Origin of the sequence: Allobosea thiooxidans (assembly GCF_900168195.1) — a bacterium.
In the GTDB taxonomy this organism is placed as follows: Bacteria; Pseudomonadota; Alphaproteobacteria; order Rhizobiales; family Beijerinckiaceae; genus Allobosea; species Allobosea thiooxidans.
On the sequence record NZ_FUYX01000005.1, the window covers coordinates 361,276 to 386,792 of the forward strand.

The 25,517-nt window shown below is 68.4% G+C and carries 23 protein-coding genes and 2 pseudogenes; 11 read left to right on the forward strand and 14 right to left on the reverse strand.

All coding sequences use genetic code 11. The features are described from left to right. The first annotated feature begins 1 nt into the window (after position 1). Together B5Y19_RS12215 and grxD are read left to right on the forward strand one after the other, a co-directional pair. Positions 2–238: a BolA family protein gene (locus B5Y19_RS12215; RefSeq protein WP_055731033.1), complete on the forward strand. Its 237-nt coding sequence runs from the start codon at positions 2–4 to the stop codon at positions 236–238. A gap of 46 nt (positions 239–284) precedes the next feature. Beyond that, a complete protein-coding gene (grxD, locus tag B5Y19_RS12220; protein WP_055731032.1) occupies positions 285–620 on the forward strand; it encodes a Grx4 family monothiol glutaredoxin in 336 nt (111 codons plus the stop codon). A gap of 77 nt (positions 621–697) precedes the next feature. On the opposite strand, the gene B5Y19_RS12225 is transcribed toward grxD, so the two are convergent. From B5Y19_RS12225 to tlpA, 4 genes are all read right to left on the reverse strand, one after another. After that, on the reverse strand, positions 698–1,315 hold the full coding sequence (locus B5Y19_RS12225; protein WP_079591519.1) for a glutathione S-transferase family protein: 618 nt from the start codon (positions 1,313–1,315) through the stop codon (positions 698–700). Positions 1,316–1,388: 73 nt separating this feature from the next. After that, positions 1,389–1,637 (reverse strand): DUF1272 domain-containing protein, encoded by a 249-nt coding sequence (locus B5Y19_RS12230; RefSeq protein ID WP_055731030.1) that lies wholly within the window; start codon positions 1,635–1,637, stop codon positions 1,389–1,391. Between the two features lie 244 nt (positions 1,638–1,881). Continuing rightward, the gene (locus B5Y19_RS12235; RefSeq protein ID WP_055731029.1) at positions 1,882–3,612 is read right to left on the reverse strand and encodes a carbamoyltransferase family protein; all 1,731 of its coding nucleotides are present in this window, start codon (positions 3,610–3,612) and stop codon (positions 1,882–1,884) included. A 43-nt stretch (positions 3,613–3,655) separates the two neighbouring features. Beyond that, a complete protein-coding gene (gene tlpA / locus B5Y19_RS12240; protein WP_055731028.1) occupies positions 3,656–4,285 on the reverse strand; it encodes a thiol:disulfide interchange protein TlpA in 630 nt (209 codons plus the stop codon). Positions 4,286–4,312: 27 nt separating this feature from the next. Between tlpA and argH the strand changes: the two genes are divergently transcribed. The 4 genes from argH (at position 4,313) to B5Y19_RS12260 (ending at position 10,454) form a co-directional block, all read left to right on the forward strand. Then, positions 4,313–5,698, forward strand: coding sequence for an argininosuccinate lyase (argH, locus tag B5Y19_RS12245; RefSeq protein ID WP_055731027.1), 1,386 nt, complete (start codon positions 4,313–4,315; stop codon positions 5,696–5,698). Between the two features lie 148 nt (positions 5,699–5,846). Next, complete coding sequence (gene lptM / locus B5Y19_RS12250; protein WP_079591520.1) at positions 5,847–6,110, forward strand: LPS translocon maturation chaperone LptM; 264 nt, start codon at positions 5,847–5,849, stop codon at positions 6,108–6,110. A 92-nt stretch (positions 6,111–6,202) separates the two neighbouring features. Beyond that, entirely contained in the window at positions 6,203–7,486 is a 1,284-nt protein-coding gene (gene lysA / locus B5Y19_RS12255; RefSeq protein ID WP_055731025.1) for a diaminopimelate decarboxylase, read from the forward strand. Between the two features lie 268 nt (positions 7,487–7,754). Continuing rightward, positions 7,755–10,454, forward strand: a complete 2,700-nt coding sequence (locus B5Y19_RS12260; protein WP_079591521.1) for a TIGR02302 family protein — start codon at positions 7,755–7,757, stop codon at positions 10,452–10,454. 113 nt (positions 10,455–10,567) lie between these two features. Here the strand turns inward: B5Y19_RS12260 and yddG are convergent, their stop codons facing one another. Next, the gene (gene yddG / locus B5Y19_RS12265; RefSeq protein ID WP_055728147.1) at positions 10,568–11,425 is read right to left on the reverse strand and encodes an aromatic amino acid exporter YddG; all 858 of its coding nucleotides are present in this window, start codon (positions 11,423–11,425) and stop codon (positions 10,568–10,570) included. Between the two features lie 227 nt (positions 11,426–11,652). Here yddG and B5Y19_RS12275 point away from each other — a divergent pair, with 227 nt between their 5' ends. Both B5Y19_RS12275 and B5Y19_RS12280 read left to right on the forward strand, forming a co-directional pair. After that, positions 11,653–12,855: an MFS transporter gene (locus B5Y19_RS12275; protein WP_055728145.1), complete on the forward strand. Its 1,203-nt coding sequence runs from the start codon at positions 11,653–11,655 to the stop codon at positions 12,853–12,855. A gap of 131 nt (positions 12,856–12,986) precedes the next feature. Beyond that, complete coding sequence (locus tag B5Y19_RS12280) at positions 12,987–14,225, forward strand: MFS transporter (RefSeq protein WP_055728144.1); 1,239 nt, start codon at positions 12,987–12,989, stop codon at positions 14,223–14,225. Between the two features lie 23 nt (positions 14,226–14,248). Here B5Y19_RS12280 and phbB read toward each other — a convergent pair whose 3' ends face one another. The 3 genes from phbB to B5Y19_RS12295 are packed head-to-tail and all read right to left on the reverse strand — an operon-like array spanning position 14,249 to position 16,422. After that, positions 14,249–14,971, reverse strand: coding sequence for an acetoacetyl-CoA reductase (phbB, locus tag B5Y19_RS12285; RefSeq protein WP_055728143.1), 723 nt, complete (start codon positions 14,969–14,971; stop codon positions 14,249–14,251). Between the two features lie 43 nt (positions 14,972–15,014). Then, positions 15,015–15,230, reverse strand: coding sequence for a DUF1737 domain-containing protein (locus B5Y19_RS12290; RefSeq protein ID WP_055728142.1), 216 nt, complete (start codon positions 15,228–15,230; stop codon positions 15,015–15,017). A gap of 13 nt (positions 15,231–15,243) precedes the next feature. Next, the gene (locus tag B5Y19_RS12295) at positions 15,244–16,422 is read right to left on the reverse strand and encodes an acetyl-CoA C-acetyltransferase (RefSeq protein ID WP_055728141.1); all 1,179 of its coding nucleotides are present in this window, start codon (positions 16,420–16,422) and stop codon (positions 15,244–15,246) included. A 306-nt stretch (positions 16,423–16,728) separates the two neighbouring features. Between B5Y19_RS12295 and phaR the strand changes: the two genes are divergently transcribed. Then, complete coding sequence (phaR, locus tag B5Y19_RS12300) at positions 16,729–17,328, forward strand: polyhydroxyalkanoate synthesis repressor PhaR (protein WP_055728140.1); 600 nt, start codon at positions 16,729–16,731, stop codon at positions 17,326–17,328. A 52-nt stretch (positions 17,329–17,380) separates the two neighbouring features. Here phaR and B5Y19_RS26800 read toward each other — a convergent pair. From B5Y19_RS26800 to B5Y19_RS12310, 3 genes and pseudogenes are all read right to left on the reverse strand, one after another. Then, positions 17,381–18,949, reverse strand: a pseudogene (locus B5Y19_RS26800) (autotransporter family protein); the annotation flags it as partial. 303 nt (positions 18,950–19,252) lie between these two features. Further along, positions 19,253–20,191, reverse strand: a pseudogene (locus tag B5Y19_RS26805) (autotransporter domain-containing protein); the annotation flags it as partial. Positions 20,192–20,601: 410 nt separating this feature from the next. Beyond that, entirely contained in the window at positions 20,602–22,293 is a 1,692-nt protein-coding gene (locus B5Y19_RS12310; RefSeq protein ID WP_055728138.1) for a GGDEF domain-containing phosphodiesterase, read from the reverse strand. Positions 22,294–22,466: 173 nt separating this feature from the next. On the opposite strand from B5Y19_RS12310, the gene B5Y19_RS12315 reads away from it, so the two are divergent. Further along, positions 22,467–22,664 (forward strand): hypothetical protein, encoded by a 198-nt coding sequence (locus tag B5Y19_RS12315; protein WP_055728137.1) that lies wholly within the window; start codon positions 22,467–22,469, stop codon positions 22,662–22,664. Positions 22,665–22,745: 81 nt separating this feature from the next. On the opposite strand, the gene rpmF is transcribed toward B5Y19_RS12315, so the two are convergent. Both rpmF and mtgA read right to left on the reverse strand, forming a co-directional pair. Beyond that, positions 22,746–22,931 carry a 50S ribosomal protein L32 gene (gene rpmF, locus B5Y19_RS12320; RefSeq protein WP_043233137.1) on the reverse strand — a complete coding sequence of 62 codons (186 nt, stop codon included), beginning with the start codon at positions 22,929–22,931 and terminating at the stop codon, positions 22,746–22,748. A 149-nt stretch (positions 22,932–23,080) separates the two neighbouring features. Continuing rightward, entirely contained in the window at positions 23,081–23,827 is a 747-nt protein-coding gene (gene mtgA, locus B5Y19_RS12325) for a monofunctional biosynthetic peptidoglycan transglycosylase (RefSeq protein WP_079591523.1), read from the reverse strand. 72 nt (positions 23,828–23,899) lie between these two features. Here mtgA and B5Y19_RS12330 point away from each other — a divergent pair, with 72 nt between their 5' ends. Next, entirely contained in the window at positions 23,900–24,847 is a 948-nt protein-coding gene (locus tag B5Y19_RS12330) for a polyprenyl synthetase family protein (protein ID WP_055728136.1), read from the forward strand. On the opposite strand, the gene catB is transcribed toward B5Y19_RS12330, so the two are convergent. Continuing rightward, positions 24,844–25,482: a type B chloramphenicol O-acetyltransferase gene (gene catB, locus B5Y19_RS12335; RefSeq protein WP_055728135.1), complete on the reverse strand. Its 639-nt coding sequence runs from the start codon at positions 25,480–25,482 to the stop codon at positions 24,844–24,846. The genes B5Y19_RS12330 and catB overlap by 4 nt on opposite strands. Positions 25,483–25,517 lie beyond the last annotated feature (35 nt).

Genomic DNA, 25,517 nt, shown 5'->3' on the forward strand with positions numbered 1-25,517 from the left:
CATGGCGATGGACGCTCACGAGATCGAGCGGATGATCAAGGCGGCGCTGCCGGATGCGGCGGTCGAGATCAAGGACCTGGCCGGCGACGGCGACCACTATGCCGCGACCGTCGTCTCGGCCGCCTTCAAGGGCAAGACCCGGGTGCAGCAGCACCAGATGGTCTATGCCGCGCTCCAGGGGAATATGGGCGGGGTGCTGCACGCCCTTGCGCTGACGACCAGCGTTCCCCAAGATTAGAACGAGACCATCCGGCGGGCCTTGAACCCGCTCCAGGAGACAGATGATGTCCGACGTCAATGCCCGCATCGAAGCGGAAGTGAAGAACAACGACGTGGTGCTCTTCATGAAGGGCACGCCGCAGTTCCCGATGTGCGGCTTCTCCGGCCAGGTCGCGCAGATCCTCGGCTATATCGGCGTGCCCTATAAGGGCGTGAACGTGCTCGAGGACCAGGAGATCCGCGAGGGCATCAAGGCCTATTCGAACTGGCCGACGATCCCGCAGCTCTACGTCAAGGGCGAGTTCATCGGCGGCTGCGACATCACCCGCGAGATGTTCCAGGCCGGCGAATTGCAGGCGCTCTTCGAAGAGAAGGGCATCGCGGTGAAGCAGGCGAGCTGAGGCTCGCCGCCACGGCCCGTCTGCCCGTGTCGCAGGCGGGCACGGTTGCTTTCTGCCGATCTCTGCAGCGAAACCGCCTAGGCGGGATAGGCGGTGGCCTGCACGGCAGGCCGCCGGCTCATACTCGCCCACCAGGCCTTGATGGCGGGCTGCTCGGCGAGCAGTGCCTCGGCCTCCGGCGCCAGCGTGAAATAGGCGAACATGGGCGCGGCATGCAGATCGGCCAGTGTCAGCGCTGCGCCGGCGAGATAAGGCCCGTCATCCATCAGGTCATTGATCGCGCGCAGGCATAGTTGCGCCTTGGGCAGTGCAGTCTGAATTCGCGCCTCGTCCGGCGCACGTCCCTGTTTGGGGACGGAGACGCGCTCCACATAGATGTCCCAGACCAGCGGGCGATAGGCGTAGGAATCGAGGATGCTCGTCAGCTGATTGACGCGGGCGCGCTCGCGCGGTGCGGAAGGCTGGAGCGCAGGGCCGGGGAATGCTTCATCGACGTAGCGTTCGATGGCGCCGGCTTCATAGAGCCTGAAGCCATCATGTTCGAAGGCGGGGATGCGGCCGAATGGCTGTCGCTCCAGCAGGGAAGCAGGCGGCCCGTCCTTGGCAAAGACGTCGACCGGGTCGAGCCGGTAGGCCACGCCCTTTTCTTCAAGCGCCAGCCGGACGGCGCGGACATAGACGCTGTAGGGCGCCATAGACGACAGGCATGGGCGTCATGGCATCTCACTAGCTGCGCGGTCGGCCTCTTCGGATGCATTCGTATCAGATTCAAGCCGCAGCGCATTGCGGGTGCGGCTTGCGGACGCGCTCGGTCGAAGCCGGATATTTCTCCAGCATCCGTTCCGGTCTGACCGGCCGGCGCACCAGTTCGCCGCCGCAATTCGGGCAGGTGCCGGCGAAACGCGTCTCCGCGCAGTCGACGCAGAAGGTGCATTCGAAGGTGCAGATCAGCGCGTCGCGCGACTGTGGGGTGAGGTCGCGGTCGCAGCATTCGCAGTTCGGGCGCAGTTGCAGCATGGCGTGGTCTCCCTCTGTGGGCGCGGAAGAATGACCTCAAACGGCCCCGAAACCAGCGATTTCGCGTGATCCGACCGATCAACGAGACGGATCGGTCTGGGGCAAGCTGTCATTCTCGGGCGAAGCGGAGCGCAGACCCGAGAATCTCCTGCAGGAAAAGGCGCTCCCTTCAGCCAGAGATGCTCGGATCAAGCCCGAGCATGACGGCAAGCCATGTCCGTAGCGGGCAGGGCGCCCCCGAATTTCACTTCACCAGCAGCCAGTCGTCGATCACCAGCGCGTCGAGCCCGCTCGTATAGAACATCAGGATCGCGTCCTCGGCCGTGTGCAGGATCGGCTTGCCCATGATGTTGAAGGAGGTGTTCAGGATCACCGGCACGCCCGTCAGATCATGGAAGGCCGAGATCAGCGCGTGGTAGCGCGGATTGCGCTCAGCCGTGACGCTCTGGAGCCGGCCGGTCGCGTCTTCATGGACCACGGCCGGGACGCGGTGGCGCACCGCTTCCTTCCAGGTGAGCGTGCGCTCCATATAGGGCGCGTCCTGATAGTTATCGAACCAGTCGGCGGCATGCTCGGCCAGGATCGAGGGCGCGAAGGGGCGGAATGCCTCGCGATACTTCACCTTGGCGTTGAGAATGTCCTTGGCGTCGGCCGGGCGCGGATCGGCGATGATCGAGCGGTTGCCGAGCGCGCGCGGGCCGAATTCGGCGCGGCCCTGCACCCAGCCGATCAGCTTGCCTTCTGTCAGCAGCTTGGCAGTGACGGACGCGATCTCCTCGGGAGAGAGCTTGCGCAGGCGCTTCTCCCAGAGCTGCATGCGTTCGAAAGGCTCGGTCGAGACGGTCGAGCCGAGATAGGGCGTGAGCGGCCCCTTCGGCGCGCGCCAGTCCGGATTGGCCTCGGCATGGCTGAGCCAGGCTGCGCCGATCGCGTTGCCGTCATCGGCCGGCGCCGAGGGCACGAACACCGTCCTGAAGCCGTGGCGGCCGGCGATCTTGCCGTTGAAGGAGGAATTCAGCGCGCAGCCGCCGGCGAGGACGAGGTTCTCGCTCGGAACGAGCGCGGCGGCCTCGCCAAGCAGCGCTTCCATCATCTCGGCGAAGACATCCTGCCCGCAGCGGGCGAGATCGGCCCAGCCCTGGTCGAGGGCCTCGGCCGGGCGCTTCGCCAGGATCTCGGCGGCGACCGCCTGCACCACATCGGCCTTGGAGAAGGAGAGCTTGTGGCCCTCGATCGAGTAGAGCTTGCGCAGCAGCGCCATCAGCTCCGGGTCGGTCTTGCCGTAGGGGGCGAGCCCCATGATCTTCCATTCCTCGCCCTTGGCCTGGTCGAAGCCGGCGAGGTCGGTGACGAGCCCGAAATAGAAGCCGATCGATTCGCGTCCGCGATGGCGCTTCACCTCGCGGATGCGGCCATTCTCCAGCGCGAAGATGGCGGAGGCGCCGGTCTCGCCCATACCGTCGACGACGAGGCAGGCAGCGTTCTCGAAGGGCGAGGACCAGCAGGCATAGGCAGCGTGGCTGAGATGGTGGCCGTAGCGCTTGAGGCCGGTGACGTTGGCCTTGCCATAAGCGCGGTCGAGGCCGAGCAGCACGCCCATGCCGGCGCGCTGCTGCGCCAGATGCAGCGAGGCGATCAGCGCGCGCTCGGTGCGCTCGGGCACGAGCGAGCGGTTGAGCTCGGGCGAGAGCTTGAGCAGTGCCTCGAGGGTGAAGGAGCCGGCGCGCGCCATCTGGTCGAGGAAGCCGGTGAAATCCTCGCCCCAGCTCGTGGCGATGCGGATCTCAGCGCCTTCCGGGATGTAGCGCTTCAGCAGCCCTTCCATGCGCGGCGCCGAATCCGGTTCGCAGTTCGGTGCGCGCTTGTATTGCAGGTAGCGCTCGGTCGCCTCGGCGAAGAGCACCTCGCCATCGGGGCCGATGATCGCGATGGCGGGATCGTGGAACGTCGTCGCAAGGCCGATCGTGTAGCTCATGGTCGAAAGCCAATAACCTCCCCGGCGCGGGAAGCCAAATCGCTCAGGGCTTCCCGATCGCCGCCTTCATCAGCGCCTTGGAGTCGGCGCTCGCCCAATCGGCCGGGCCCTGGATGATGCCGAGCTCGCAGCCCGCCTTGTCGACGATGATGCTGACCGGCATGCCCTCGACCTTGTGGGCGGCACGTAGCGCCTGGAAGGTCGCGGCCTGCGGATCGCCATAGAAGGGCAGGGTGGTGATCTTGTTCTCGGCGAGCCAGGCCTTCGGCTTGTCGAGGTTGCGCGTGTCGATGTTGATCGCGACGACGGCGAAGTCGGGCCCGCCCATCTCCTTCTGAAGCGCGTCGAGCGAGGGCATCTCCTTCAGGCAGGGCGCGCACCAGGTCGCCCAGAGGTTGACCAGCAGCGTCTTGCCCTTCAGCGCGGCGAGCGTCGTCGGCTGGCCGTCCGGCCCGGTGAAGGCGAGTTCCGGCGCCGGCTGCGGGCGCGAGCGGATCTCGACCGCCGCGACCTCGCCCTTGACCTGCGGCTTCATGCGCTCGGCGGTTGCGCGCGCCGCGCTGCATGATCCGTTGCCGGCATCGCCCGTGACGGAGTAGAAGGCTGCGCCGCCGCCGAGGGCGAGGAGGGCCAGAGCCCCGGTTGCGGCCAGAATGATCGTTCGAGACCTCATCGCGCCCTAGAAGCAGGAAAGACCATCGTGAGCAATCGCATGTGGGGTGGGCGTTTCGCCACAGGGCCGGGCGTCATCATGGAGGAGATCAACGCCTCCATCGATTTCGACAAGAAGCTCTGGCGCCAGGATATCCGCGGTTCGCTCGCGCATGCGGCCATGCTGGCCGAGACCGGTATCCTCACCAAGGACGATGTCGCGACGATCATCGCCGGCCTCAAGCAGGTTGAGGGTGAGATCGAGAGCGGCGCCTTCACGTTTTCGCGTGCGCTCGAAGACGTCCATATGAACGTCGAGTCGAACCTCAAGGACAAGATCGGCGCAGCCGCCGGCCGGCTGCACACCGCCCGCTCGCGCAACGACCAGGTCGCGACCGACATGCGGCTGTGGGTGCGCGACACGCTCGACGAGCTCGACGGCCAGATGGCCGACCTTCAGCTGGCGCTGGCCGAGAAGGCCGACACCTATGCGGGGGCGGTGATGCCGGGCTTCACCCATCTCCAGTCGGCGCAGCCGGTCACCTTCGGCCATCACATGCTGGCCTATGTCGAAATGCTCGCCCGCGACCGCAGCCGCATCCGCGATGCCCGCGCCCGCCTCAACGAGTGCCCGCTCGGCGCGGCCGCGCTCGCCGGCACCTCCTTCCCGATCGACCGCCACATGACGGCGAAGGCGCTCGGCTTCGACCGCCCGACCGCGAATTCGCTGGATTCGGTGTCGGACCGCGATTTCGTGCTGGAGACGCTGTCGGCCGCCTCGATCTGCGCCATGCATCTCTCGCGCCTCGCCGAGGAGATCGTGCTCTGGGCGACGCCGCAATTCGGCTTCGTGAAACTGTCGGACGCCTTCTCGACCGGCTCCTCGATCATGCCGCAGAAGCGCAACCCGGACGCGGCCGAGCTGGTGCGCGGCAAGGCGGGGCGCGTCTTCGGCGCGCTGCAGGCGCTGCTGACCATGATGAAGGGCCTGCCGCTGACCTATTCGAAGGACATGCAGGAGGACAAGGAGGGCACCTTCGACGCGTTGCAGACGCTTTCGCTCTGCCTTGCCGCCACCGCCGGCATGGTCCGCGACATGCAGCCCGACCTCAAGGTGATGAAGAAGGCCGCCGGCCTCGGCTACGCCACCGCGACCGACCTCGCCGACTGGCTGGTGCGGGTGCTGAAGATGCCGTTCCGTGACGCGCACCATGTCACCGGCCGCCTCGTCGGCATCGCCTCGGAGAAGAAGATCGGGCTGGAGAAGCTCTCGCTCGCCGAGATGCAAGGCGTGGAGCCGAAGATCACCGAGGCCGTCTTCGCCGTGCTCGGCGTCGACCAGTCGGTCAAGAGCCGCGTCAGCTATGGCGGCACGGCCCCGGCGAATGTCCGCAAGCAGGCGCGGCGTTGGCTCAAGCAGCTCGCGAAGAAATAGGCCGTCATGCTCGGGCTTGACCCGAGCCTCTTCCGACAGAGATTCTCGGGTCCGCCGACGCGGCCCGAGAATGACACCCGAGGAAGCCTCGCGCTCCGCCGCATCCTCCGCTAAGGTCCCGCCACGCTTCGTTCGAGGGTTCGTTTTCGTGCTTGATTCCCGCCTGAAATTCGGCCGCACCCTGCTGGTCGTCGGCCTTCTGGCCGTTGCGCTCGGCGCCTGCGGGCGCAAGGGGCCGCTGGAGGCGCCGCCCAACGCGACCGGCGCCATCGACCTGCCGGACAACCAGATCGGGGCGCACGAGAACGATGTCTCGTCCTATGGTTCGGCTTCGGTGCTGGCCAAGCCGGCCAAGGCGAACAAGGCGATCACGGTGCCGGACAAGCCGTTCCTCCTCGACCCGTTGATGTGATTTCAGTTTCCTCGCGCCGCCGTTCCGGCTCTCCGCTTCGCTCCGGCGGGATGACGACGTGAATTTCAGCTGGCCTTTTCAGGGTTAATCCCATGCATCATTTCGCCTATCGCGACGGCTCGCTCCATGCCGAGGGCGTCGATCTCCGCCGCATCGCGGCCGAGGTCGGTACGCCGGTCTATGTCTATTCCACCGCGACGATCGAACGGCACTACAAGCTGTTCGCGGCGGCGATGAAGAAGGCCGCCGGCAAGGCGCATGTCTTCTATGCCATGAAGGCGAACGGCAATCTCGGCGTGCTGAAGACGCTGGGGGCGCTCGGCGCCGGCATCGACACGGTCTCCGAGGGCGAGGTGCGCAAGGCGCTCGCCGCCGGCATCCCGCCCGAGAAGATCGTGTTCTCGGGCGTCGGCAAGAGCGAGCAGGAGCTGCGCTTCGCGGTCGAGACCGGCATCTACCAGGTCAATATCGAGAGCGAGAGCGAGCTCGACCTGCTCTCCAAGGTCGCGTCTTCGCTCGGCAAGCGGCAGGAGGCGGTGTTCCGGGTCAATCCGGACATCGGCGCAGGCGGCCACGCCAAGATCACGACCGGCTCCTCCGAGAACAAGTTCGGCGTCTCCTTCGAGGAGGTCGGCCGGCTCTATTCCCGCGCGGCCAACATGCCGGGCGTGCGGATCATGGGCCTTGCCGTCCATATCGGCAGCCAGATCCGCGAGATCGACGCCTTCGAGGCGGCCTATTCCAAGATGGTCGCGCTGGTCGGCGACCTGAAGGGCGAGGGGCACCGGGTCGACCGGCTCGATCTCGGCGGCGGGCTCGGCATCCCCTACGACATCCCCAAGACCTTCGATTACGGGCCGGGGCTGATCGAGGCCTATGCCGAGATGGTCGGCCGGGTGACGAAGGGGCTCGACGTCGAGCTCGGCTTCGAGCCGGGCCGCCTGATCGTCGGCAATGCCGGCCTGCTGCTGACGCGGGTGCTGCATCTCAATCCACGCCCGACCAAGCAGTTCCTCGTGGTCGACGCGGCGATGAACGACCTCGTCCGGCCGGCGATGTACGAGGCCTATCACGAGATCTGGCCGGTGGCGGAGCCGGCGATCGGCAGCCCCGAGATCGCCTATGACGTCGTCGGCCCGATCTGCGAATCGGGCGACACCTTCACCACGGGCCGCGCCCTGCCGCAGCTCAAGCAGAACGACCTCGTCGCCTTCATGACGGCGGGAGCCTATGGCGCCTCGATGTCCTCGACCTACAACCAGCGCCTTCTGGTCGCGGAGGTCATGGTCAAGGGTGACGATTATGCCGTGACGCGGCCGCGCCAGAGCTATGAAGAGCTGATCGGCACCGACCGGCTGCCCGGCTGGTTCGCCTGAGCCAGGCCGTCATGCTCGCCCTTGTGGCGAGCATCCATGTCTTGATTGCTTCGCTTGATGCAGGAAGACGTGGGTGGCCGGGACAAGCCCGACCATGACGAAGAGCTCCGCGAACAGGCTCCTGGACATGACGGCGTGTGCCTCCCGTTCACGAAAGGCGGAGCGTTGTGCGCCGCGGCGTCTTCGCGCTGGCAATGCCACATTCCCATGTTAGCCTGACCGGGTCAGGCAAGATCAGACAGGAATGGGGGCCGCCCGGAGCGATGGCATGAGCGAGGCAGAGCGCCGCAAGGCGCCCGACACGATCGACGGCATCCGGCAGCGGCTCAGCCGTCTCGCGCTGGCCTCGCGCGCCTCGCTGGGCTGGGAGCGGCTCTGGCCGCGGCTCTGGCTGCCGCTCTCGGTCCTGTTCGCCTTTCTCGCGGTCTCCTGGTTCGGATTATGGACGCATCTGCCCTGGTATGGGCGGATTGCCGGCGTGCTGGCCTTCGCCGCTGCGCTCGCCGGCAGCCTCTGGCATGTCGCCCGGCTCGTCCTGCCGACGCATCGCGACGCGCTGAACCGGCTCGACCGATCCTTCGCGGGCGGGCATCGCCCGGCCTCGGCGCTGGAGGACAGCCTCGCCGTCGGTGCGGCCGACCCGGTGGCGCAGGCGCTCTGGAAGCTGCATGTCGAGCGTCAGAGCCGGCAGGTGGCTTCGCTGAAGGTTGCGCCGCCGCAGCCGCTCATGGCGGGGCGCGACCGGTTCGCGCTGCGCGCCGTGCCGCTGCTCGCCGCCATCACCGCCTTCTTCGTGGCAGGGCCCGAGACGACGCAGCGCCTCTCGGCCGCCTTCGACTGGAAGGGACCGCCGAGCAGCGCGCCTTCGACCCGCATCGACGCCTGGATCGACCCCCCGGCCTATACCCGCCTGCCGCCGATCCTGATCGATTTCGCCAAGCTCGCGAGCCCTCATCTCAGCGCGCCGGAGAAATCGATCATCGTCGTGCGCATCGCCGGCAAGACCAATATGGACGTCGCCACCACGGGACGGCTCGAACTGGTGAAGCCCGAGGACAAGGACGCGGAGGGCAAGGACGCCAAGGCCAAGGAGGCCGGGGCGGCCAAGCCGGCCGGGCCGCAGCAGGCGGTGCTGGAGAAGCGCTTCACGCTCGCCGGCAACGGCACGCTCAAGCTCACCGGCAGCGGCGCGCCCGGCACCACGCTCCAGCTCACGGCCATCGCCGACCAGCCGCCGACCATCGCCTTCGCCGAGCCGCCGAAGCCGGTCACCGGCGCACAGTCCGGCGGGCTCGGCATCGTCTACAAGTCCAAGGACGATTACGGCATCGCCTCGATCGAGGCGACCGTCACGCGTCCGGACGCCGGGGCGGGCGGGCGCTCGCTGGTCGAGCCGCCGAAGCAGAACCTCGCCGTGCCGCCACCCTCGGCGGCCGAGGAGGAGATGAAGAGCACCGTCGACTTCTCGGCCCATCCCTGGGCCGGCGCGAAGGTCCGCATGGTGCTGATCGCCAAGGACGAAGCCGGGCAGGAAGGCCGCAGCGAGCCGGTCGAGGTCGTGCTGCCGCAGCGCACCTTCACCAAGCCGATCGCCAAGGCGCTGGTCGAGCAGCGGCGCAAGCTCGTGATGAATGTCGACGACCGCTCCAAGGTCCAGCTCGCCATGGATGCGCTGATGATCGAGCCCGACCTCTTCATGAAGGAGACCGGCGTCTATCTCGGCATGCGGATGCTGACCGAGCGGCTGCGCAAGTCCGGCAGCGACGACGAGCTGCGCGAGGTCTCCGAGCTGATGTGGGCGATGGCGCTGCAGCTCGAGGACGGCGACATGTCCGATGCCGAGCGGGCGCTCCGGCAGGCGCAGGAGAACCTGCAGCAGGCGCTGGAGCGCGGCGCCTCCGAGGAGGAGGTCAAGAAGCTCACCGAAGAGATGCGCCGGGCCATGGACAATTTCATGCGCCAGCTGGCCGAGCAGATGATGCGCCAGCAGCAGAACGGCGAGCAGAACCAGGCGCAACTGCCGGAGAATTTCCGCACCGTGACGCCGCGGGACCTGCAGAACATGCTCGACCGCATCGAGGAGCTCTCGAAGCGCGGCGACATGGCCGAGGCGCAGCGCCTGATGGAAGAGCTCAACCGGATGCTCAACAACCTGCAGATGGCGCGCCCCGGCCAGCGCGATCCGCGCCAGAACCAGATGAACCAGGCGCTCGGCGACCTCGACCGGATGACGCGCGACCAGCAGAACCTGCGCGACGAGACCTATCAGGACGAGCAGCGCCGGACGCAGCAGGGGCAGCGCCCCGGGCGGCAGCAGGCGCGGCCGGGGCAGCGCGGCCAACAGGGGCAACAGGGCCAGCAGGGTCAGCGCGGCCGCCAGCCCGGCCAGCAGCCCGGCGAGCAGGGCGAGGACGGCGAAGGCGGCGAGGGCATGCAGGGCCAGAACGGCCAGGGGCAGGGCCTGTCGCAGCGCCAGCAGGCCTTGCGCGAGCGACTGCAGGATCTGCAGCGGCGGATGCGCGGCATGGGCGCGCCGCAGAACGGCGAGCTCGGCGAGGCCGAGGACGCCATGCGCGAGGCCGAGGAGCAGCTCGGCCAGGGGCAGGGCGAGGGGGCGCTCGACGCGCAGGGGCGCGCGCTCGATGCGCTGCGCCGCGGCGGCCAGAACCTCGCCCAGCAGATGCAGGGCCAGCCCGGCGAGGGCGACGGCACCGAAGGCGCCTATGGCGAGCCTGACGGGCGCCCGGCCGGCCGGCCCTCGGCGCAGCAGCGCGGCAGCGAGGACCCGCTCGGCCGGCCGCAGCGCCAGCGCGACTGGGCCGATGGCCGGGTCAAGGTGCCGGGCGCCGACGAGAGCGCGACGCAACGGGCGCGGCGCATCCTCGAAGAGCTGCGCAAGCGCCTCGGCGACCCGCTGCGCCCGACCGAGGAACTCGACTATCTGGAGCGCCTGCTCAGGCGGAACTGAGCAGGCTGCGTGCCGTCATGCTCGCCCTTGTGGCGAGCAGCCACGTCTTGAACGCGCCCTCGAGCGGCGAAGACGTGGATGGTCGGGGCAAGCCCGACCGTGGCGATGCGGGGTCAGCCCTTCCGCCCGCCGCCGCTCGCCACCAGCGCGCCGACGACGATGAGCGCGCAGGAGGCGCCGAGCAGCCAGCTCGCCGGGGCGTAGCCGAAAAGCACGAGGATCAGCGTCGAGAGCACCGGCGCGGCATAGGAGGCGACGCCGAGCAAGGCGACGTCGCCATGCTTCATGCCGATATCCCAGACGACGAAGGCAAGCCCGATCGAGCCGAGGCCGAGGCCGAGCGCACCCGCCCATTCGACCGATGTCAGCGACCACAGGGTGGTCTCGAAGGCGAGGTGGAGCGCGAGCGCCGGCACGGCGCAGCCCAGCATCGTGATGCAGAGGCTTTCCGAGGGTACGTTGGCGAAGCGGCGCGACACCACCGAATAGCTCGCCCAGACGAAGGCGCCGAGCGCCGCCAGCCCATGCCCGAGTGCGAGGCCGCCGCCGGTCCCGAGCCCGCCGGAGACCAGCAGGCCCGTCGCGACGAGGCCGATCAGCGCCCCGACGAGATGGCGCGGCTTCAGCCCGGCGCCCGGCAGCAGCGCGGCGAAGAGCACGATCAGCAGCGGCCAGAGATAATGGATCAGGTTCGCCTCGGCCGGCGGGGCCGTCTTCACCGCGGCATAGTAGAGCGCGGTATCGCCGAAGGGCCCGTAGAGGCCGAGCGCGAAGGAGGCCGGCGTCGGCCGGATGCGCGAGAGATTGCCGCGCAGCGCCGTGATAGCGAGGATCAGGAGCCCGCCGATGATGAAGGTCATGGCGACGAGCTGGAAGGGCGGGACCCGCCCCGACATCGCCGTGAACAGGGCGAGGGTCGACCAGAGCAGGATCGCGCAGAAGCCGATGAGGGTCGCGGTGCGGGAGGTCATGGAAAAACAGCCGGGTGGGAACGAGCGCGATAGCAGCTTTGCAGCCGCTTGCCGATCCCGTTCGCGACGCGTGCCGTCTGGTTATCGGGACGGCGCCGCCGGCGGCTTGTCCGGCGCACCGTGCTCGACCCGGGCGCGCTTGCTGCACCGCAGCTCGGCACCGACGCCATGGGCGCCATGCTCCGGGACCCGTTGACCGCGCGCGCGAGGCACATCATCCCTCTGGAATGACCACGATCCCGCTGCAATCCGCCGCTCGCCGGCCTCTGATGCCGGTTCTGGCCGCGCTGAGCGTCGCGCATCTGCTGAACGACCTCGTCCAGTCGATGATCCCGGCACTCTACCCGCTGATCAAGGAAGCCTATCAGCTCGACTTCGTGCAGATCGGCCTGATCACGCTCGCCTTCCAGGTGACGTCGTCGCTGCTGCAGCCGCTGCTCGGCTATGTCACCGACCGCCGGCCCTGGCCCTATGCGATGGTCGCCGGCATGTGCGCGACGCTGTCGGGGCTGCTGCTGCTCTCCTTCGCCCACAGCTATGGGGTGGTGCTGATCGGCGCGGCCCTGATCGGCCTCGGCTCCGCCGTGTTCCATCCCGAGGCGACGCGGATGGCGCGCCATGCCGCCGCCGGCCGGCAGGGGCTGGCGCAGGGCGTCTTCCAGGTCGGCGGCCATATCGGCTACGCCACCGGCCCGCTGCTGGCGGCGATGGTCGTGGTGCCGCGCGGCCAGGAGAGCCTGTCCTGGTTCTCCGGCGTCGTGCTGGTGGCGATGCTGGTGATGGGCTGGCTCGGCTCGCGCTATTCGGCGCTGCGGCGCGACCAGAAGGCTTCCAGCGATCATGTCGAGGAGGTCGCGGATCACGGCCTGCCGCATGGGCGCGTGCTGCTGGCGATGAGCGTGCTGATCCTGCTGCTGATCTCGAAGAACGGCTATACCGCCGCCTTCACCTCCTATTACACCTTCTACCTGATCGAGCGCTTCGGCGTGACGCTGCAGCTCTCCCAGATCATGCTGTTCCTCTATCTCGTCGTCGGCGCGGCCGGCGTCATCATCGGCGGCATGATCGGGGACCGCATCGGCCGCGACCGGGTGATCTGGCTGTCGATCCTGGGCTCGCTGCCCTTCGCGCTGATGCTGCCCTATGCCGATCTGTTCTGGACCGGCGTGCTCAGCGTCGTCATCAGCTTCGTCATGGCGAGCGCCTTCTCGGCGATCCTGATCTACGCGATCGACCTCGTGCCGCACCGCGTCGGGCTGGTCGGCGGGCTGTTCTACGGCCTGTCCTTCGGTCTCGGCGGCATCGCGGCGGCCGGCATCGGCGCGCTCGCGGACCAGATCGGCATCATCCAGGTCTTCAAGATCTGCGCCTGGCTGCCGGCCGTCGGCCTGCTGACCTTCCTGTTGCCGCGCGGCAAGCGGCATGGCTGAGCCGGTAGCGCGCGCCTGAGATCGCAGGGCCGCCGGCCTTCCGGCGGCCCTGACGCATTGAGCCCACATTCGGTCGCTAGCGCTGGGGTTTTCGGGCCGGACGCTGACGGCCGCTGCCGCAGGGATGGCCGATGCTGGTACAGATCGGAACATTGATCGCCGCGACGAGTCTGGTTCAGCTCGCGAACGGCTTCTTCAACACCTTCCTGTCCCTGCGCCTGACGCTCGAGGATTTCGGCGCCGCCGCGACGGGCATCGTGCTCAGCGCCTATTTCGTCGGCTTCACCATCGGTGCGGTGTGGAGCGGCAGCGTGATCCAGCGCATCGGCCATATCAGGGCCTATACCGCCTTTGCCGGGCTGGTGGTGATCGCGACGGCGCTGATGCCGCTCTGGAGCTCGGCACTGGTCTGGGCGGCCTGCCGGGTGGTGATCGGCGTCGGCTGCGTCGGGCTGTTCGTCACCACGGAGAGCTGGCTCAACGCCAAGGCGGTGCCGGACCAGCGCGGCCGCGTCTTCTCGACCTATATGGTCGGCACCTTCCTGGCGCTGGCCATCGGCCAGCTCGCCATCGTCGGCCTCTCCATCCATTCGGCCGGAGCCTTCCAGGTCATCATCGCGCTGTTCGCGCTGGCGCTGGTGATGGTCAGCACGACGCGGGCCGAGGCGCCGGGCCTCGCGCCGGAGGCGGAGCTGCGTTACGGCGAGCTGACGCGCCAGGCGCCGATCTCGGTGATCGGCTGCGTCGTCAGCGGCGTGATCACCAGCGCCTTCTATGCGCTGGTTCCGGCCTGGATGCTGAGCAATGGCGCTCCGCAGCAGACGATCGCGCTGTTCATGCTGGTCGCGGTGCTCGGCGGCCTGGCGCTGCAGGTGCCGGTCGGCCGCCTGTCGGATCGCAACGACCGCCGCCTGGTGCTGGCGGCGCTGGCGGTGGCCTATGCCGCGGTCGTCGTGCTGCTGCTGGCGATGCCGCGCTCGCTGGCCGCCGTCCTGCCGGTGGCGGCGCTGCTCGGCGGCTTCATGTCGACGCTCTACCCGGTCTGCGTCGCCCATGCGCTGGACCGGATGCCGGCCGACCGGGTGGTGGCGGTGAGCGGGCGGCTGATCCTGGTCAGCGGCTTCGGCTCGGCGCTCGGCCCGCTGGTCGGCGCCTGGATCATGGCGCACTTCGACATCGACGGCCTGCTCTACTTCATGGCCGCGATCGCCCTGATGCTGGCAGCGGTGGCGGGCATGCGCGTCCGGATGCGGGAGGCGCCGCCCAAGGTCGAGCGGCCCTTCGAGGTCATCGACCCGCTCAACCCGACGATCTCGCAGGAGCCCGCGGCGACGGAGGCCGACGGCACGCCGCGGCCCGCCGTCGCCTGAGCGGGATACCGGGTCGTCGCCCGTCAGGCCATGTACTGGCCGCCATTGATGGCGAAGGTCGCGCCGGTGGCGAAGGCGCCGTGCTCGGAGGCGAGCCAGGCGACCATCTGGGCGATCTCCTCGGGCTTGCCGAGGCGCCCGGCCGGGATGCCCGCCACGACGCGCTGCAGCGCCGCCTCGGGCATGGCGGCGACCATGTCGGTGCCGATATAGCCGGGCGTGATCGCGTTGACGGTGATGCCCTTGTTGGCGTTCTCCTGCGCCAGCGCCTTGACGAAGCCGATGTCGCCCGCCTTGGCGGCGGAATAGTTGACCTGGCCCATCTGGCCCTTCGAGCCGTTGATCGAGGAGATCACGATGATGCGGCCGAAATTCCGGGCCCGCATCCCCTCGATGACCGGGCGGGTCATGTTGAACAGCGAATCGAGATTGGTGCGGATCACCGCCGACCACTGGTCCTTGGTCATCTTGTGGAAGAAGCCGTCACGGGTGATGCCGGCATTGTTGACCAGGATATCGACCGGGCCGTTCTCGGCCTCGACCTGGGCGATGCCGGCGGCGCAGGCATCGTGATCGCCGACGTCCCATTTGTAGACCGGGATGCCGGTCTCGGCCTTGAACTTGGCGGCGGCCTCGTCATTGCCGGCATAGTTGGCGGCGACCTTGTACCCGGCCTCCTGCAGGGTCTTGCAGATCGCCGCGCCGATGCCGCGCGTGCCCCCCGTCACCAACGCCACCTTCGTCATAGCCATTCTCCCTCTTGGTGAAGTCCTCTGCGGCTTGCCGCCGTCATTGTTCGGATAGTTTCAACTCGGGTGAGTAGGGTTCGTCCACGTCCTTGATGATGGCCTGGCCGCAGATCACGCGGCCCTGGCTTGCGTCGAAGGTCAGCGTCGGCTGGCCGTAGAGCGACCAGCCGCGGCTCAAGGCCTCGCTGACCCGATGACAGAAGGATGCGTCATCGGGGCCCGTGAGATAGCGATAGAGCGTCGTGCGCTTCGCCATCGGCAGCCGCTTCTCAGCGCTCGACCGCCATGGCGACGCCCATGCCGCCGCCGATGCAGAGCGTGGCGAGGCCCTTCCTGGCGTCGCGCTTGGCCATCTCGTGCAGCAGCGTCACCAGCACGCGCGCGCCGGAGGCGCCGATCGGATGGCCGATCGCGATGGCGCCGCCATTGACGTTGACGATGTCGGGGTTCCAGCCGAGGTCCTTGTTGACCGCCAGCGCCTGCGCCGCGAAGGCCTCGTTGGCCTCGACGAGATCGAGATCGCCGACCTTCCAGCCGGCCTTCTCCAGCGCCTTGCGGGTCGCCGGGATCGGGCCCGTGCCCATGATCGCCGGGTCGACGCCGGCCGTCGCCCAGGAGGCGATGCGGGCGAGCGGGGTGAGGCCGCGGCGGGCGGCTTCCTTGGCCGTCATCAGCACCAGCGCGGCGGCGCCGTCATTGATGCCCGAGGCGTTGCCGGCGGTCACCGTGCCGTCCTTCGAGAAGGCGGGCTTGAGCTTGGCCATGGCCTCGATCGTGGCGCCGTGGCGCGGATACTCGTCGCAGTCGACGATGACATCGCCCTTGCGCGACGAAATCGTCACGGGAACGATCTCGTCCTTGAAGCGGCCGGCCTTCTGCGCGGCCTCGGCCTTGTTCTGCGAGGCGACGGCGAAGCGGTCCTGCTCGTCGCGGCTGATCTGGTACTTGGTCGCGACGTTCTCGGCGGTGGTGCCCATGTGGTAGCCGTGGAAGGCGTCCCAGAGACCGTCCTTGATCATCGTGTCGATGAACTTGGTGTCGCCCATCTTGGTGCCGTTGCGCAGATGCGAGGCATGCGGGGCGAGCGACATCGATTCCTGGCCGCCGGCGACGATGATGTCGGCGTCGCCATTGGCGATCTGCTGCAGGCCGATGGCGACGGTGCGCAGGCCGGAGCCGCAGAGCTGATTGAGGCCCCAGGCGGTCTTCTCCTGGGGGATGCCGGCGGCCATCGCCGCCTGGCGGGCCGGGTTCTGGCCCTGGGCCGCGGTCAGGATCTGGCCCATCACGACCTCGTCGACCTCGCCGCCCTCGACCTTGGCGCGCTTCAGCGCCTCCCGGATCGCGATGGCGCCGAGCTCATGGGCGGGGGTGTTGGCGAAGGCGCCATTGAAGGCACCGACCGCCGTGCGGGCTGCGCCGACGATCACGATATCCGAATCTGCCATGAGAGTGTCCTCGCTTTGTCGTTCATGCTGCGCCGCTCCCGCCGGCCCAGCCGTTCACAACCACCTTCGAAGCCTGCTGCGACGCCGTCAAGACGGGCGAAGGGCCAAATCGGAAGGGAGGCTCGCCGCGCGGCTGTGGATAAGGCCGAAAGCCGAGGCCGACGTCTCACTTCCGACAGATTTTTGCAGCGCCCGCTCAAAGAGCTTGCGGTGCAGCACCGACAGGCTATCGTCGGTGCAGGGAGACCGCTCCGCCGAGCACGCCGGGAACACCAGTGGCCGCGGATCAACGTCAAGCAGGATCTGATGGCCAGCGACAAAGAACCGACCGTCATCAAGAAATACGCCAACCGGCGTCTCTACCACACAGGCACCAGCTCTTATGTGACATTGGAGGATCTCGCCGGGCTCGTCCGCGCGGGCGAGGATTTCGTCGTCTATGACGCGAAGTCGGGCGAGGACATCACGCGCTCGGTGCTGGCGCAGATCATCTTCGACGAGGAGGCCAAGGACGGGCAGAACCTGCTGCCGATCACCTTCCTGCGCCAGCTGATCCGCTTCTACGGCGACAGCATGCAGGCGCTGGTGCCGCGCTACCTCGAATTCTCGATGGAGAACTTCGCCAAGGACCAGAACAAGTTCCGCGAGCAGATGGCCAAGGCTTTCGGCGGGGGCGCGTTCGGCGGCAACGCGCTCGACGCGATCCAGGCCCAGACGCGCGCCAACATGCAGATGTTCACCGAGGCGTTCCGGCTGTTCAATCCTTTCACTGCCGCGGCCGAGGCCCGGCAGGAGGCGGAGGGTGCCAAGCCGGCCGCGCCGGCGGGGGCGGGCGAGCTCAGCGATCTCAAGCGCGAGCTCAGCGAGATGCGCGAGCGCCTCGACAAGCTGTCCCGCTCGCGCTGAGCCGGTCCTGCGATCCTGAGCAGCGCCCTCGCGAAAGAGGGGCGCTGCTTTTTTACCAGCCGACCCTGATGCCCGCGCGCCCGGTGATGCTGTGGCTGTCGGTAAAGTGCGCCAGGCTGGTCCGGGCCTCGACCTCGCCATAGAGGGCATAGCGGCCCGTTTCGTATTTGGCGCCGAGGCCGAGCCCACCCCAGAGCCGCTCTCCACGGTTGATCAAAGGCGTGCCGGCGACGGTTGCCGTCGTCCCGTCGAGAAATTCGTAGTGCAGGTTGGCGATGCCATAGAGCGCCGTATTGACCCGTCGCCCTGCCGCGTCGCGCCAGCTCTGGCGGTAGTCCATGGACAGGCCAAGTCGCCCGCGCAGGCCGTCGCCGTCGCTCAGGGCGACGTGGGCACCGAACGGGTCGACGAAGCGGTCGGCATCGACATGCGCATAAGTCAGCTGCGCTTGCGGCGTCAGTGACCAGCCACCGGAAAGCGCGATGCGCTGCCCCAGTTCGAGCCCCAGCGCATAGCCGAAGCCGGCCTTGCCCTTGGCGAGCTGGCGCCCGGTCGTCGTGGAGGACAGGTCGCTGTCTAACCAGCTGAACTTGGTCTGCGCGTCGGCATAGAAGCCAGTCGCGCCATGCCACGTCAGCGCCCCGCCGAACCCGCTACCTGAGGTCTTGATCTTGCCGCGGCCGAAGACCGAGGAGATATCGGCCAACGCTTCGCCATGATGCAGCGACACGCCCCCGATCAGCGTGCCGGCATCGCTGGCGAAAACCTGCCCGTCGGCGCCGGCCTGCAGACGCCAGCTATCGATCATGTAGCTCGTGCCGGTCGTGGAAAACCCCGGCGCGACGCGGCTGTGGACTGCATCGATGCGGGCCCAGATCGCACGGCCTGCCGCGTTCGGCGTATCGTCGGTCCGGCTGTCGAAGCGCTCGCCGACGCGCTGACGCAGGGTCTGAAGCTCGTTCAGGCTCTGCAGGATATGGCCATAGGCTTCGTAGATGGGCGCTCCGGGTTGGTAGATCGGGCGGATGATGGTCGAGCCGGCCGACGGTGAGGTCGGAGAGGGCGGTGCCATATAGGCCGAGCGCAGATGCCAGTCGCCATCGTTCGGCGTGCTGATGCCGTTCTTCTGCAAGGTGTAGGCATAAGCGCCTGCGACGATGGCCTGCTGCCCCTGGAAGGCGTAGTCGCCCTGGAGGTTGAAGACGCCGTTCGAGGCCCCGCCGACATCGATGATCTTGATGCCCTCGATGGTCTGTGTTCCGACGCCGCCCCGGTTCAGCACCCTGACGATGGTCGTGCCCGCAGTGCTGCCGGTGATCACAAGGCGGTCGGATGGCGAGGAATCGCCGCCGAGCACGGTTTCGATTTCGAGCCGGCCGCCATTGCCGAGATAACTGCCGTTGATCGTCAGTGTGCCGATCGAATTGCCCGGAGCGATCGTGCCGCCCGGCTGATTGACGGTGGCGCCGACCGTGCCGATACCCTGCAGGCGGCCGCCGATGACCTCCATCGTCCCGCCTAGGACGCCGTTCACGGCGAGCGTGCCCGCCGTCACGCTGGCGGCGCCGGTGAAGGTCGCGCCGCTGTCGCCGGTCAGGGTCAGCTGGCCGGCTCCGTCCTTGATCAGCGCGCCCGCGCCCGCGAAGGCGGGGGAGATGCCGATGTCATGGCCATTCGTGTCGATAACGGCGCCATTGGTGTCGATGGCGATGCTGCGCGTGCCGAAACTGCTGAAGAAATTGGAGTTGCCGCCAGTGGCGCGCAGCAGGCCGCCGTCGAGCGTGACGCTCGCTGCACCGGCGCCACCCGAAATCCGGCTGGTTTCCAGAACGCCGCGATTGCTTGCAGTGCCCTGTAGGAGCAGCGTTCCGCCGGAGCCTGCGGCAGCGCCGAGCAGGACACCGCTCTCGGCGCGAACCAACCCGCCATTCTCGACCGTCAGAGAACCGGTGCCAACATTGCCGATGGTCAGGTTGTACGGCGACATCGACCATTTCGAACCCGCCCCGGTCACGGTGACGGTGCCGGTGCTGTTGGCGCCGATATAGCCCTGATTGCTGCTGACGCTGGCGCCACCCTCGATGCGCAGCGTGCCCGTGCTGAAGCTGCCGACGGTCAATTGACCCGTATTGGTCCAGCTCGTGCTCGCGCCAGTCAGCACGACATCGCCCTGGGCACCGCTGCCAATGAGGCCGTCTGCGCTCGAAATCGTAGCGCCGTTTTCGACGCGCAGAGTTCCGGCCCCATGCAAGCCGATCGTCAGGCGGCCGCTATTCTGCCAGGACGAGCCCCGTCCGCCGACCAGCACGCTGCTGCCGCTGCCGATGCTGCCGCCGACATTCGAAACCTGGCCGCCGGCGAGAATCGTCAATGTCGCGGTCCCGTCGGAGCCGACATAGAGATCTCTGGTGTTGGTCCATGTCGAAGCCCTGCCGTTGCCGTCGACGCCCGAGACCGTGACTGTGCCCTGGCTGCCAAGGTCGGCGGCGATAGAGCCACTCTGGCTGCTCACCTTGCCGCCACCAAGGATGGTCAGCGAACCTGTGCCGGATTGGCCGATGACGAGGTCGCTCGTATTGGTCCAGGTCGACGCATTGCCGTCGCCATCGACGCCTGAAACGGTGACCGTGCCATTGCCGCCCGGATTGTAGCCGATCGCGCCGAAATCGTTGACCACGGTTCCGCCGGCACTGATGTCGAGCTGACCGACGCCGGTATCGCCGACCAGGAGGTCGCTACCAACGGCCCAGTTCGGCGACTGAGCAGGGCCGGGATTCACATCGCCGCTGCCCACGACCGATTGGGCAGCCGCCGGAAAGTTGCCGGCGCAAACCAGCGCGACGAGCGCTGTCGGCAGCAACACGGTTCGGCGATAGCCGCGAGCGGCTGCGCCGCTCCTTGCTGCTAAACTCTTCAATTCTCAGCCCCCCGGCCGTCTAGGTTTCAACGTCGTCGCGTTGGGACATGGCGCAACGTACATTCCGCCAATTCAACTGAACGGCGAATCAGCAACAGCGCAACACATACAGTGCAGCCGGAAGTTAAGCGAAAGTAACGAACTGCTCCCGTCCCGAAGCGGCGCAACCTCCTGGAGTGAGTGCCTTGTTCCGCTGTGCCGTCCGCTCCGGCAGCAACGCGGATTTCTTCGAAACAGTCAGCGCAAGGCCGATTCTACCGAACCTTCATCGGTCGATCGCGAGGCTCGAATGGGTCTCGTCGTCGGCCCTTAGCGGGAACGCTCATCCCTCCAAGCGCCAGATTGGGGTGCTGGCTTCAGCCGGCCGCGCGCTTGCGAAGTGCGGGCTGCGAAGGCGCCTGCAGCTCCGCCCGGCCGACGAGATGCCCCTGCAGATAGGTGACGCCCCAGTCGCGCAGCATGGCGGCCTGCATCTCGTCATCGACCCATTCGGCCACCGTCTCGACGCCGAGATGGCCGGCGAGATCGACCAGCGTGCGGACATAGAATCGGTCGTCGGTCGAGCGGCGCAGATTCTGGGTGAAGGCGCCGTCGATCTTGAGGATGTCGATCGGGAAGGCGCGCAGATGGCGCAGCGAGGTGTGGCCAGCGCCGAAATCGTCGATCGCGATGCGCGCGCCCTGCCGCTTGATGCGCCCGAGCAGCTTCGCCATCCGGGCCGGGTTCTCGATCGTCGCCGTCTCGGTGACCTCGACGATCAGGCGCGAGGCCTTGCTCGCACCGGCATCGGTGCAGGCGATGAAGGCGTCGAGCCATTCCGGATCGGCCAGCGAGCGCGGCGAGACGTTGACCGACAGCACCAGGTCCGGATCCTCGTCCATCATCTCCATGGCGAGCTCGAGCACGCGGTGATCGAACAGCCGCACCAGGCCGCGTCGCTCCAGCATCGGGATGAGTTCGGCCGAGGCGAAATAGAGCCCGCTCTGGCCCTGGCCGACGCGCAGCAGCGCCTCGTGGAAGGCGGGCTCGCGCGAAACGGTCCGGACGATCGGCTGCAGGGCCAGGTGCACCCGCCGCTCGTTCAGCGCGGCGAGGGCCTGCACGTCGAAGCCGACCGGATCGCCTGCGGTCTCGCGCCTTGGACGCGGCTTCGCGGTGACGGCGGTGTCGACCGAGCCGGCGCGGGCGCTGGCGAGCGCCCCTTCGGCCGCGCCAAGCAGCGAGCCGGCATGGTTCCCGAGTTCGGGGGCGCTGGCGGCGCCGACGCGCAGGCGCACCAGCGCGATGCCGCGTGCCGTCTCGATCGCCGACTGGGCGACGATCTTGATGAAGCGCTGCGCCGCCGATTCGATCTGGTCCTGCGGGCAGCCGACGAGCAGGATGGCGAAGCTGTTCCCGGCATAGCGCACGAGATGGTCGCGGCGGCGCGTCACCGCGCGCAGCCGCTCATGCACGGTGCTGATGATCTCGTCGGTGGCCTCATGGCCGAAATCGTCGTTGAGGCGGGCGAGCTCGTCGATGGCCGCCACCAGCACGACGACCGGCCGCTCTGCCGGCAGATGCTCCTTCAGCGCCGAATCGATGCGCTCCAGCAGGGCCGGGCGGTCGCAGAGCTCGTTGCCGAGCCGCTCCAGCTCCTCGGGCTTGGCCGAGCGTTCGAGGCGGAGCACGCCGCGGGCACGGGCCGGCCGGCCGTCGCTGCCGGCGAACCAGCGGCCGGTGTCCTCGGCCCACATCTTGCGGCCGGCGAGGTCGATGGCATAGCGGGTGCGGTAGATGACGCCGTCGCCGTCGTCATGCTCGCTGGAGCCGAAGATCGCGTCGTAGCGGCTCGGGCCGCTGCCCGGCTCGACGAGGCCGGCGAAGGCGAGGCCGCGCGCCAGGGCCCGGTCCGGAAGTGGGCCCAGCACCTCGCGGGCATTCGGCCCCCAGGTCAGGGCGTCGCTCTGCACGTCCCAGCCGTAAACGACTTCGCCGATCGAGGAGAGGATGCTGCGGGGGTCGACCGGGCCGCCATTCTGGAAGCTGAAGATCGAGGGGGTCGGCATCGCGCGGCCTCGGAGGGACAGCACGCGTCGCGCCATTCTGGTGCTTCGTCGCTCTGTCCGGCTGATGGGAAGTGCTTCGAAACGATGCGGCCATTCGGATTAATACGCCGTTAAGGCTGGCGGCCGATTTGCAGCCTGAGCTCCGTCACAACTCGTCTGTGCCGGAGTGATACATGGCGGAGCCCCGAATCTGGCCGGAGCAGGCCATGGCCGACCGCAGCGTGCTCGTGCTCCTGCAGGCGGCGGCGGCGCGGGCCGAGATCGGCCCGTTCGCGCGCTCGGGCCGGGCGACGCCGCAGGCGGCGGCCGGGAGCTACAGGGCCACGGCCCGGCTCCTGCCGCGCGGCCGGCTGCCGCGCCCCCGGGGCTGACGGAAGGCAGGCAAAGAAAAACCGGCCTTTCGGCCGGTTCGCATTCATCGTCGCGGGAGCGGCGTCGCCACCGCCTCCGGCTCAGGCCTCGGTCTTGGCCTTCAGGACCTGACGGCCGCGATACATGCCGCTCTTCAGGTCGACATGGTGCGGACGGCGCAGCTCGCCCGAGTTCTTGTCCTCGATATAGGTGGGCTGCTTCAGCGCGTCGGCCGAGCGGCGCATGCCACGCTTCGACGGCGACGTCTTTCTCTTCGGAACGGCCATTGTACTCTCCATCGTGCCACCGTCGGGACGCTGGCCCAAGGCCAAGCATCCGCCACGGCGACGGATCAATCTCGTGAGGCGTTCGCCATACACGGTCAGGGCGAGGATTGCTAGTGCCGAATCCGGATTTCTTCGGAATGGCAGGGGGATCAGCCGGGAAGGGCGCAATCGCCGAGCGGCCCGAGCTGGCCGAGGCGCCGCAGCGTCCGCCCGGCGGCGGATTGCAGGGCCCGGTTCGGCCTGCCCGGATTGCGCAGCAGGGGATTCGGCAGCGCGGCGGCGAGGCGCGCAGCCTCGGCGGGGGAGAGCTTCGCGGCCGGCTTGCGGAAATAGCGCTGTGCCGCCGCCTCCGCCCCGAACAGCCCTTCGCCCCATTCGGCGACGTTGAGATAGACCTCGACGACGCGCGGCTTGCCCCAGGCGAGGTCGATCGCCATCGCCAGCGGGATCTCCAGCCCCTTGCGGAGATAGGAGCGGCCCGGCCAGAGGAAGACGTTCTTGGCGGTCTGCATGGTCAGCGTCGAGGCGCCGCGGCTCGGCCCGTCCTCATCCTCCAGCACGGCGTTGAGCTCGATCCAGTCGATGCCGCGATGGCTGCAGAAGCGCTGGTCCTCCGCGGCGATGACGGCGCGGATCAGATGAGGCGAGATCTGTTCCAGCGGCACCCATTCGCGCTCGACGGGGCGCAGTGTCAGCCAGCGGCCGAGCATCAGAGTGGAGGGGACGGGGATGAAGCGATAGAGCGCGATCAGCGCGGCGAGGGCGAGGAGCAGCCAGAACGCGAGCCGGAAGGCGAGTCGGAAACCTTGGCCGAGAACCCTACCCAGCACGCCTGGTCCCCCTTGGCCCGCTCTCCCCTGCCGGTCGACCGGCTCGTCCGCGATATCCTGCGTCATGGCGGCGCAGCTTGACGATGCCGCCTTCGTCCGGCAAGGCCCCCGTCCCGGCAGCGAACGCGAGGCCCGCGCATGAGTTCCGTTCCATCATCGGCCAGCCCCGGCGAGATCGAGGCGCGTCTGGCGCGCCATGCCGAGGCGATCGAGGCCCTGCTCGCGGCGCTGCTCGCCGATGCGGCGAAGCCCGGCGAGACCGCCCGGCCGGCGCGCCTGCTCGCGGCGATGCGCCATGGCGCGCTCGGCGGCGGCAAGCGGCTGCGGCCATTCCTGACCGCGGAGACGGCGCGGCTTTTCGGCGCAGCGCCCGAGCAGGGGCTGCGCGCCGGCGCCGCGGTCGAGCTGCTGCATTGCTATTCGCTGGTGCATGACGACCTGCCGGCGATGGACGACGACGATCTGCGCCGCGGCCGGCCGACCGTGCACAAGGCCTTCGACGAGGCGACGGCGATCCTGGCCGGCGATGCGCTGCTGACGCTGGCCTTCGAGGTGCTGGCGGACGAGGCGACGCATCCGTCCGGCGCCGTGCGCGCGGCGCTGGTCAGCTGCCTCGCGCGCGCTTCCGGGCTCGGCGGCATGGTCGGCGGGCAGATGCTCGACCTCGCGGCCGAGGGACGATTCGCGGAGGGGCCGGAGGCACTGCCGGAAGCCGCCATCCGCCGCCTGCAGGCGATGAAGACCGGGGCGCTGCTCGCCGCCAGCGTCGAGATCGGCGCCCGGCTCGGCGGCGCCGATGCGGCGGCGCTTGCGGCACTCGGCGATTACGGCCGGGCGCTGGGCGCGACCTTCCAGGTGGCCGACGACATCCTCGACGTCGAATCCGACGCCGAGCAGATGGGCAAGGCGACCGCGAAGGATGCGGACAAGGGCAAGGCCACCCTGGTCGGCGCGCTCGGCCTCGACGGCGCCAAGCGCGAGCGCGACAGGTTGAGCGAGGCCGCGGTCGCGGCGCTGGCGGGCTTCGGCCCGGAGGCGGACGTGCTCCGGGCCGCGGCGCGATTCGCGGCGCAAAGGAAGAGCTAGCCCGCCGCCTTCGCGGCGCGCCAGCGCGCGTGGAGGCCGCGGATCTCGCTCGAGCAGAGCAGGTCCATGGCGGCCTCGATCTCCGCGAGCGGCCAGTCCCACCAGGCCATTTCGAGCAGCATGGCGATCTCCTCGTCGCCAAAGCGCTTGCGCAGCGGCCGCGCCGGATTGCCGCCGACGATGGTGTAGGGCTCGACATCCCGGGTCACCAGCGCCCGGCTGCCGACCACCGCGCCATGGCCGAGGCGGATGCCCGGCATGATCATCGCCTCGGCGCCGATCCAGACGTCGCTGCCGACGACCGTGTCGCCGGCCTTGCGGAAGGCGTCGCGGGCGCCTGCGAAGGCCGGCTCCTCCTTCATGTAGAAAAAGGGGAAGCTGGAGACCCAGTCGTTCCGGTGGCCCTGATTGCCGGCCATCATGAAGGTGGCCCCGGTGCCGATCGAGCAGAAGCTGCCGATGATCAATTTGTCGACATCGGCGAGCTCGGGCCAGAGATAGCGGGCGCAGTCGTCGAAGGCGTGGCCGTGATAGTAGCCGGAATAATAGCTGTAGCGGCCGACGCTGATGTTGGGGTTGGTGACCTGCTCCGAGAGCAGGCGGCCCTTGAACGGGCTTTCGAAGGCATTCGTCATGGTTTCGTCCTGCCGGCCGCCTGCGCTGCCGGTTT

What these genes read in the sequence shown, in the direction of transcription:
- B5Y19_RS12215 (WP_055731033.1), top strand. Translation starts at nt 2, where the DNA reads ATGGCGATGGACGCTCACGAGATCGAGCGGATGATCAAGGCGGCGCTG.
- grxD (WP_055731032.1), top strand. Translation starts at nt 285, where the DNA reads ATGTCCGACGTCAATGCCCGCATCGAAGCGGAAGTGAAGAACAACGAC.
- B5Y19_RS12225 (WP_079591519.1), bottom strand. Translation starts at nt 1,315, where the DNA reads ATGGCGCCCTACAGCGTCTATGTCCGCGCCGTCCGGCTGGCGCTTGAA.
- B5Y19_RS12230 (WP_055731030.1), bottom strand. Translation starts at nt 1,637, where the DNA reads ATGCTGCAACTGCGCCCGAACTGCGAATGCTGCGACCGCGACCTCACC.
- B5Y19_RS12235 (WP_055731029.1), bottom strand. Translation starts at nt 3,612, where the DNA reads ATGAGCTACACGATCGGCCTTGCGACGACGTTCCACGATCCCGCCATC.
- tlpA (WP_055731028.1), bottom strand. Translation starts at nt 4,285, where the DNA reads ATGAGGTCTCGAACGATCATTCTGGCCGCAACCGGGGCTCTGGCCCTC.
- lysA (WP_055731025.1), top strand. Translation starts at nt 6,203, where the DNA reads ATGCATCATTTCGCCTATCGCGACGGCTCGCTCCATGCCGAGGGCGTC.
- B5Y19_RS12260 (WP_079591521.1), top strand. Translation starts at nt 7,755, where the DNA reads ATGAGCGAGGCAGAGCGCCGCAAGGCGCCCGACACGATCGACGGCATC.
- yddG (WP_055728147.1), bottom strand. Translation starts at nt 11,425, where the DNA reads ATGACCTCCCGCACCGCGACCCTCATCGGCTTCTGCGCGATCCTGCTC.
- B5Y19_RS12275 (WP_055728145.1), top strand. Translation starts at nt 11,653, where the DNA reads ATGACCACGATCCCGCTGCAATCCGCCGCTCGCCGGCCTCTGATGCCG.
- B5Y19_RS12280 (WP_055728144.1), top strand. Translation starts at nt 12,987, where the DNA reads ATGCTGGTACAGATCGGAACATTGATCGCCGCGACGAGTCTGGTTCAG.
- phbB (WP_055728143.1), bottom strand. Translation starts at nt 14,971, where the DNA reads ATGACGAAGGTGGCGTTGGTGACGGGGGGCACGCGCGGCATCGGCGCG.
- B5Y19_RS12290 (WP_055728142.1), bottom strand. Translation starts at nt 15,230, where the DNA reads ATGGCGAAGCGCACGACGCTCTATCGCTATCTCACGGGCCCCGATGAC.
- B5Y19_RS12295 (WP_055728141.1), bottom strand. Translation starts at nt 16,422, where the DNA reads ATGGCAGATTCGGATATCGTGATCGTCGGCGCAGCCCGCACGGCGGTC.
- phaR (WP_055728140.1), top strand. Translation starts at nt 16,729, where the DNA reads ATGGCCAGCGACAAAGAACCGACCGTCATCAAGAAATACGCCAACCGG.
- B5Y19_RS12310 (WP_055728138.1), bottom strand. Translation starts at nt 22,293, where the DNA reads ATGCCGACCCCCTCGATCTTCAGCTTCCAGAATGGCGGCCCGGTCGAC.
- B5Y19_RS12315 (WP_055728137.1), top strand. Translation starts at nt 22,467, where the DNA reads ATGGCGGAGCCCCGAATCTGGCCGGAGCAGGCCATGGCCGACCGCAGC.
- rpmF (WP_043233137.1), bottom strand. Translation starts at nt 22,931, where the DNA reads ATGGCCGTTCCGAAGAGAAAGACGTCGCCGTCGAAGCGTGGCATGCGC.
- mtgA (WP_079591523.1), bottom strand. Translation starts at nt 23,827, where the DNA reads ATGACGCAGGATATCGCGGACGAGCCGGTCGACCGGCAGGGGAGAGCG.
- B5Y19_RS12330 (WP_055728136.1), top strand. Translation starts at nt 23,900, where the DNA reads ATGAGTTCCGTTCCATCATCGGCCAGCCCCGGCGAGATCGAGGCGCGT.
- catB (WP_055728135.1), bottom strand. Translation starts at nt 25,482, where the DNA reads ATGACGAATGCCTTCGAAAGCCCGTTCAAGGGCCGCCTGCTCTCGGAG.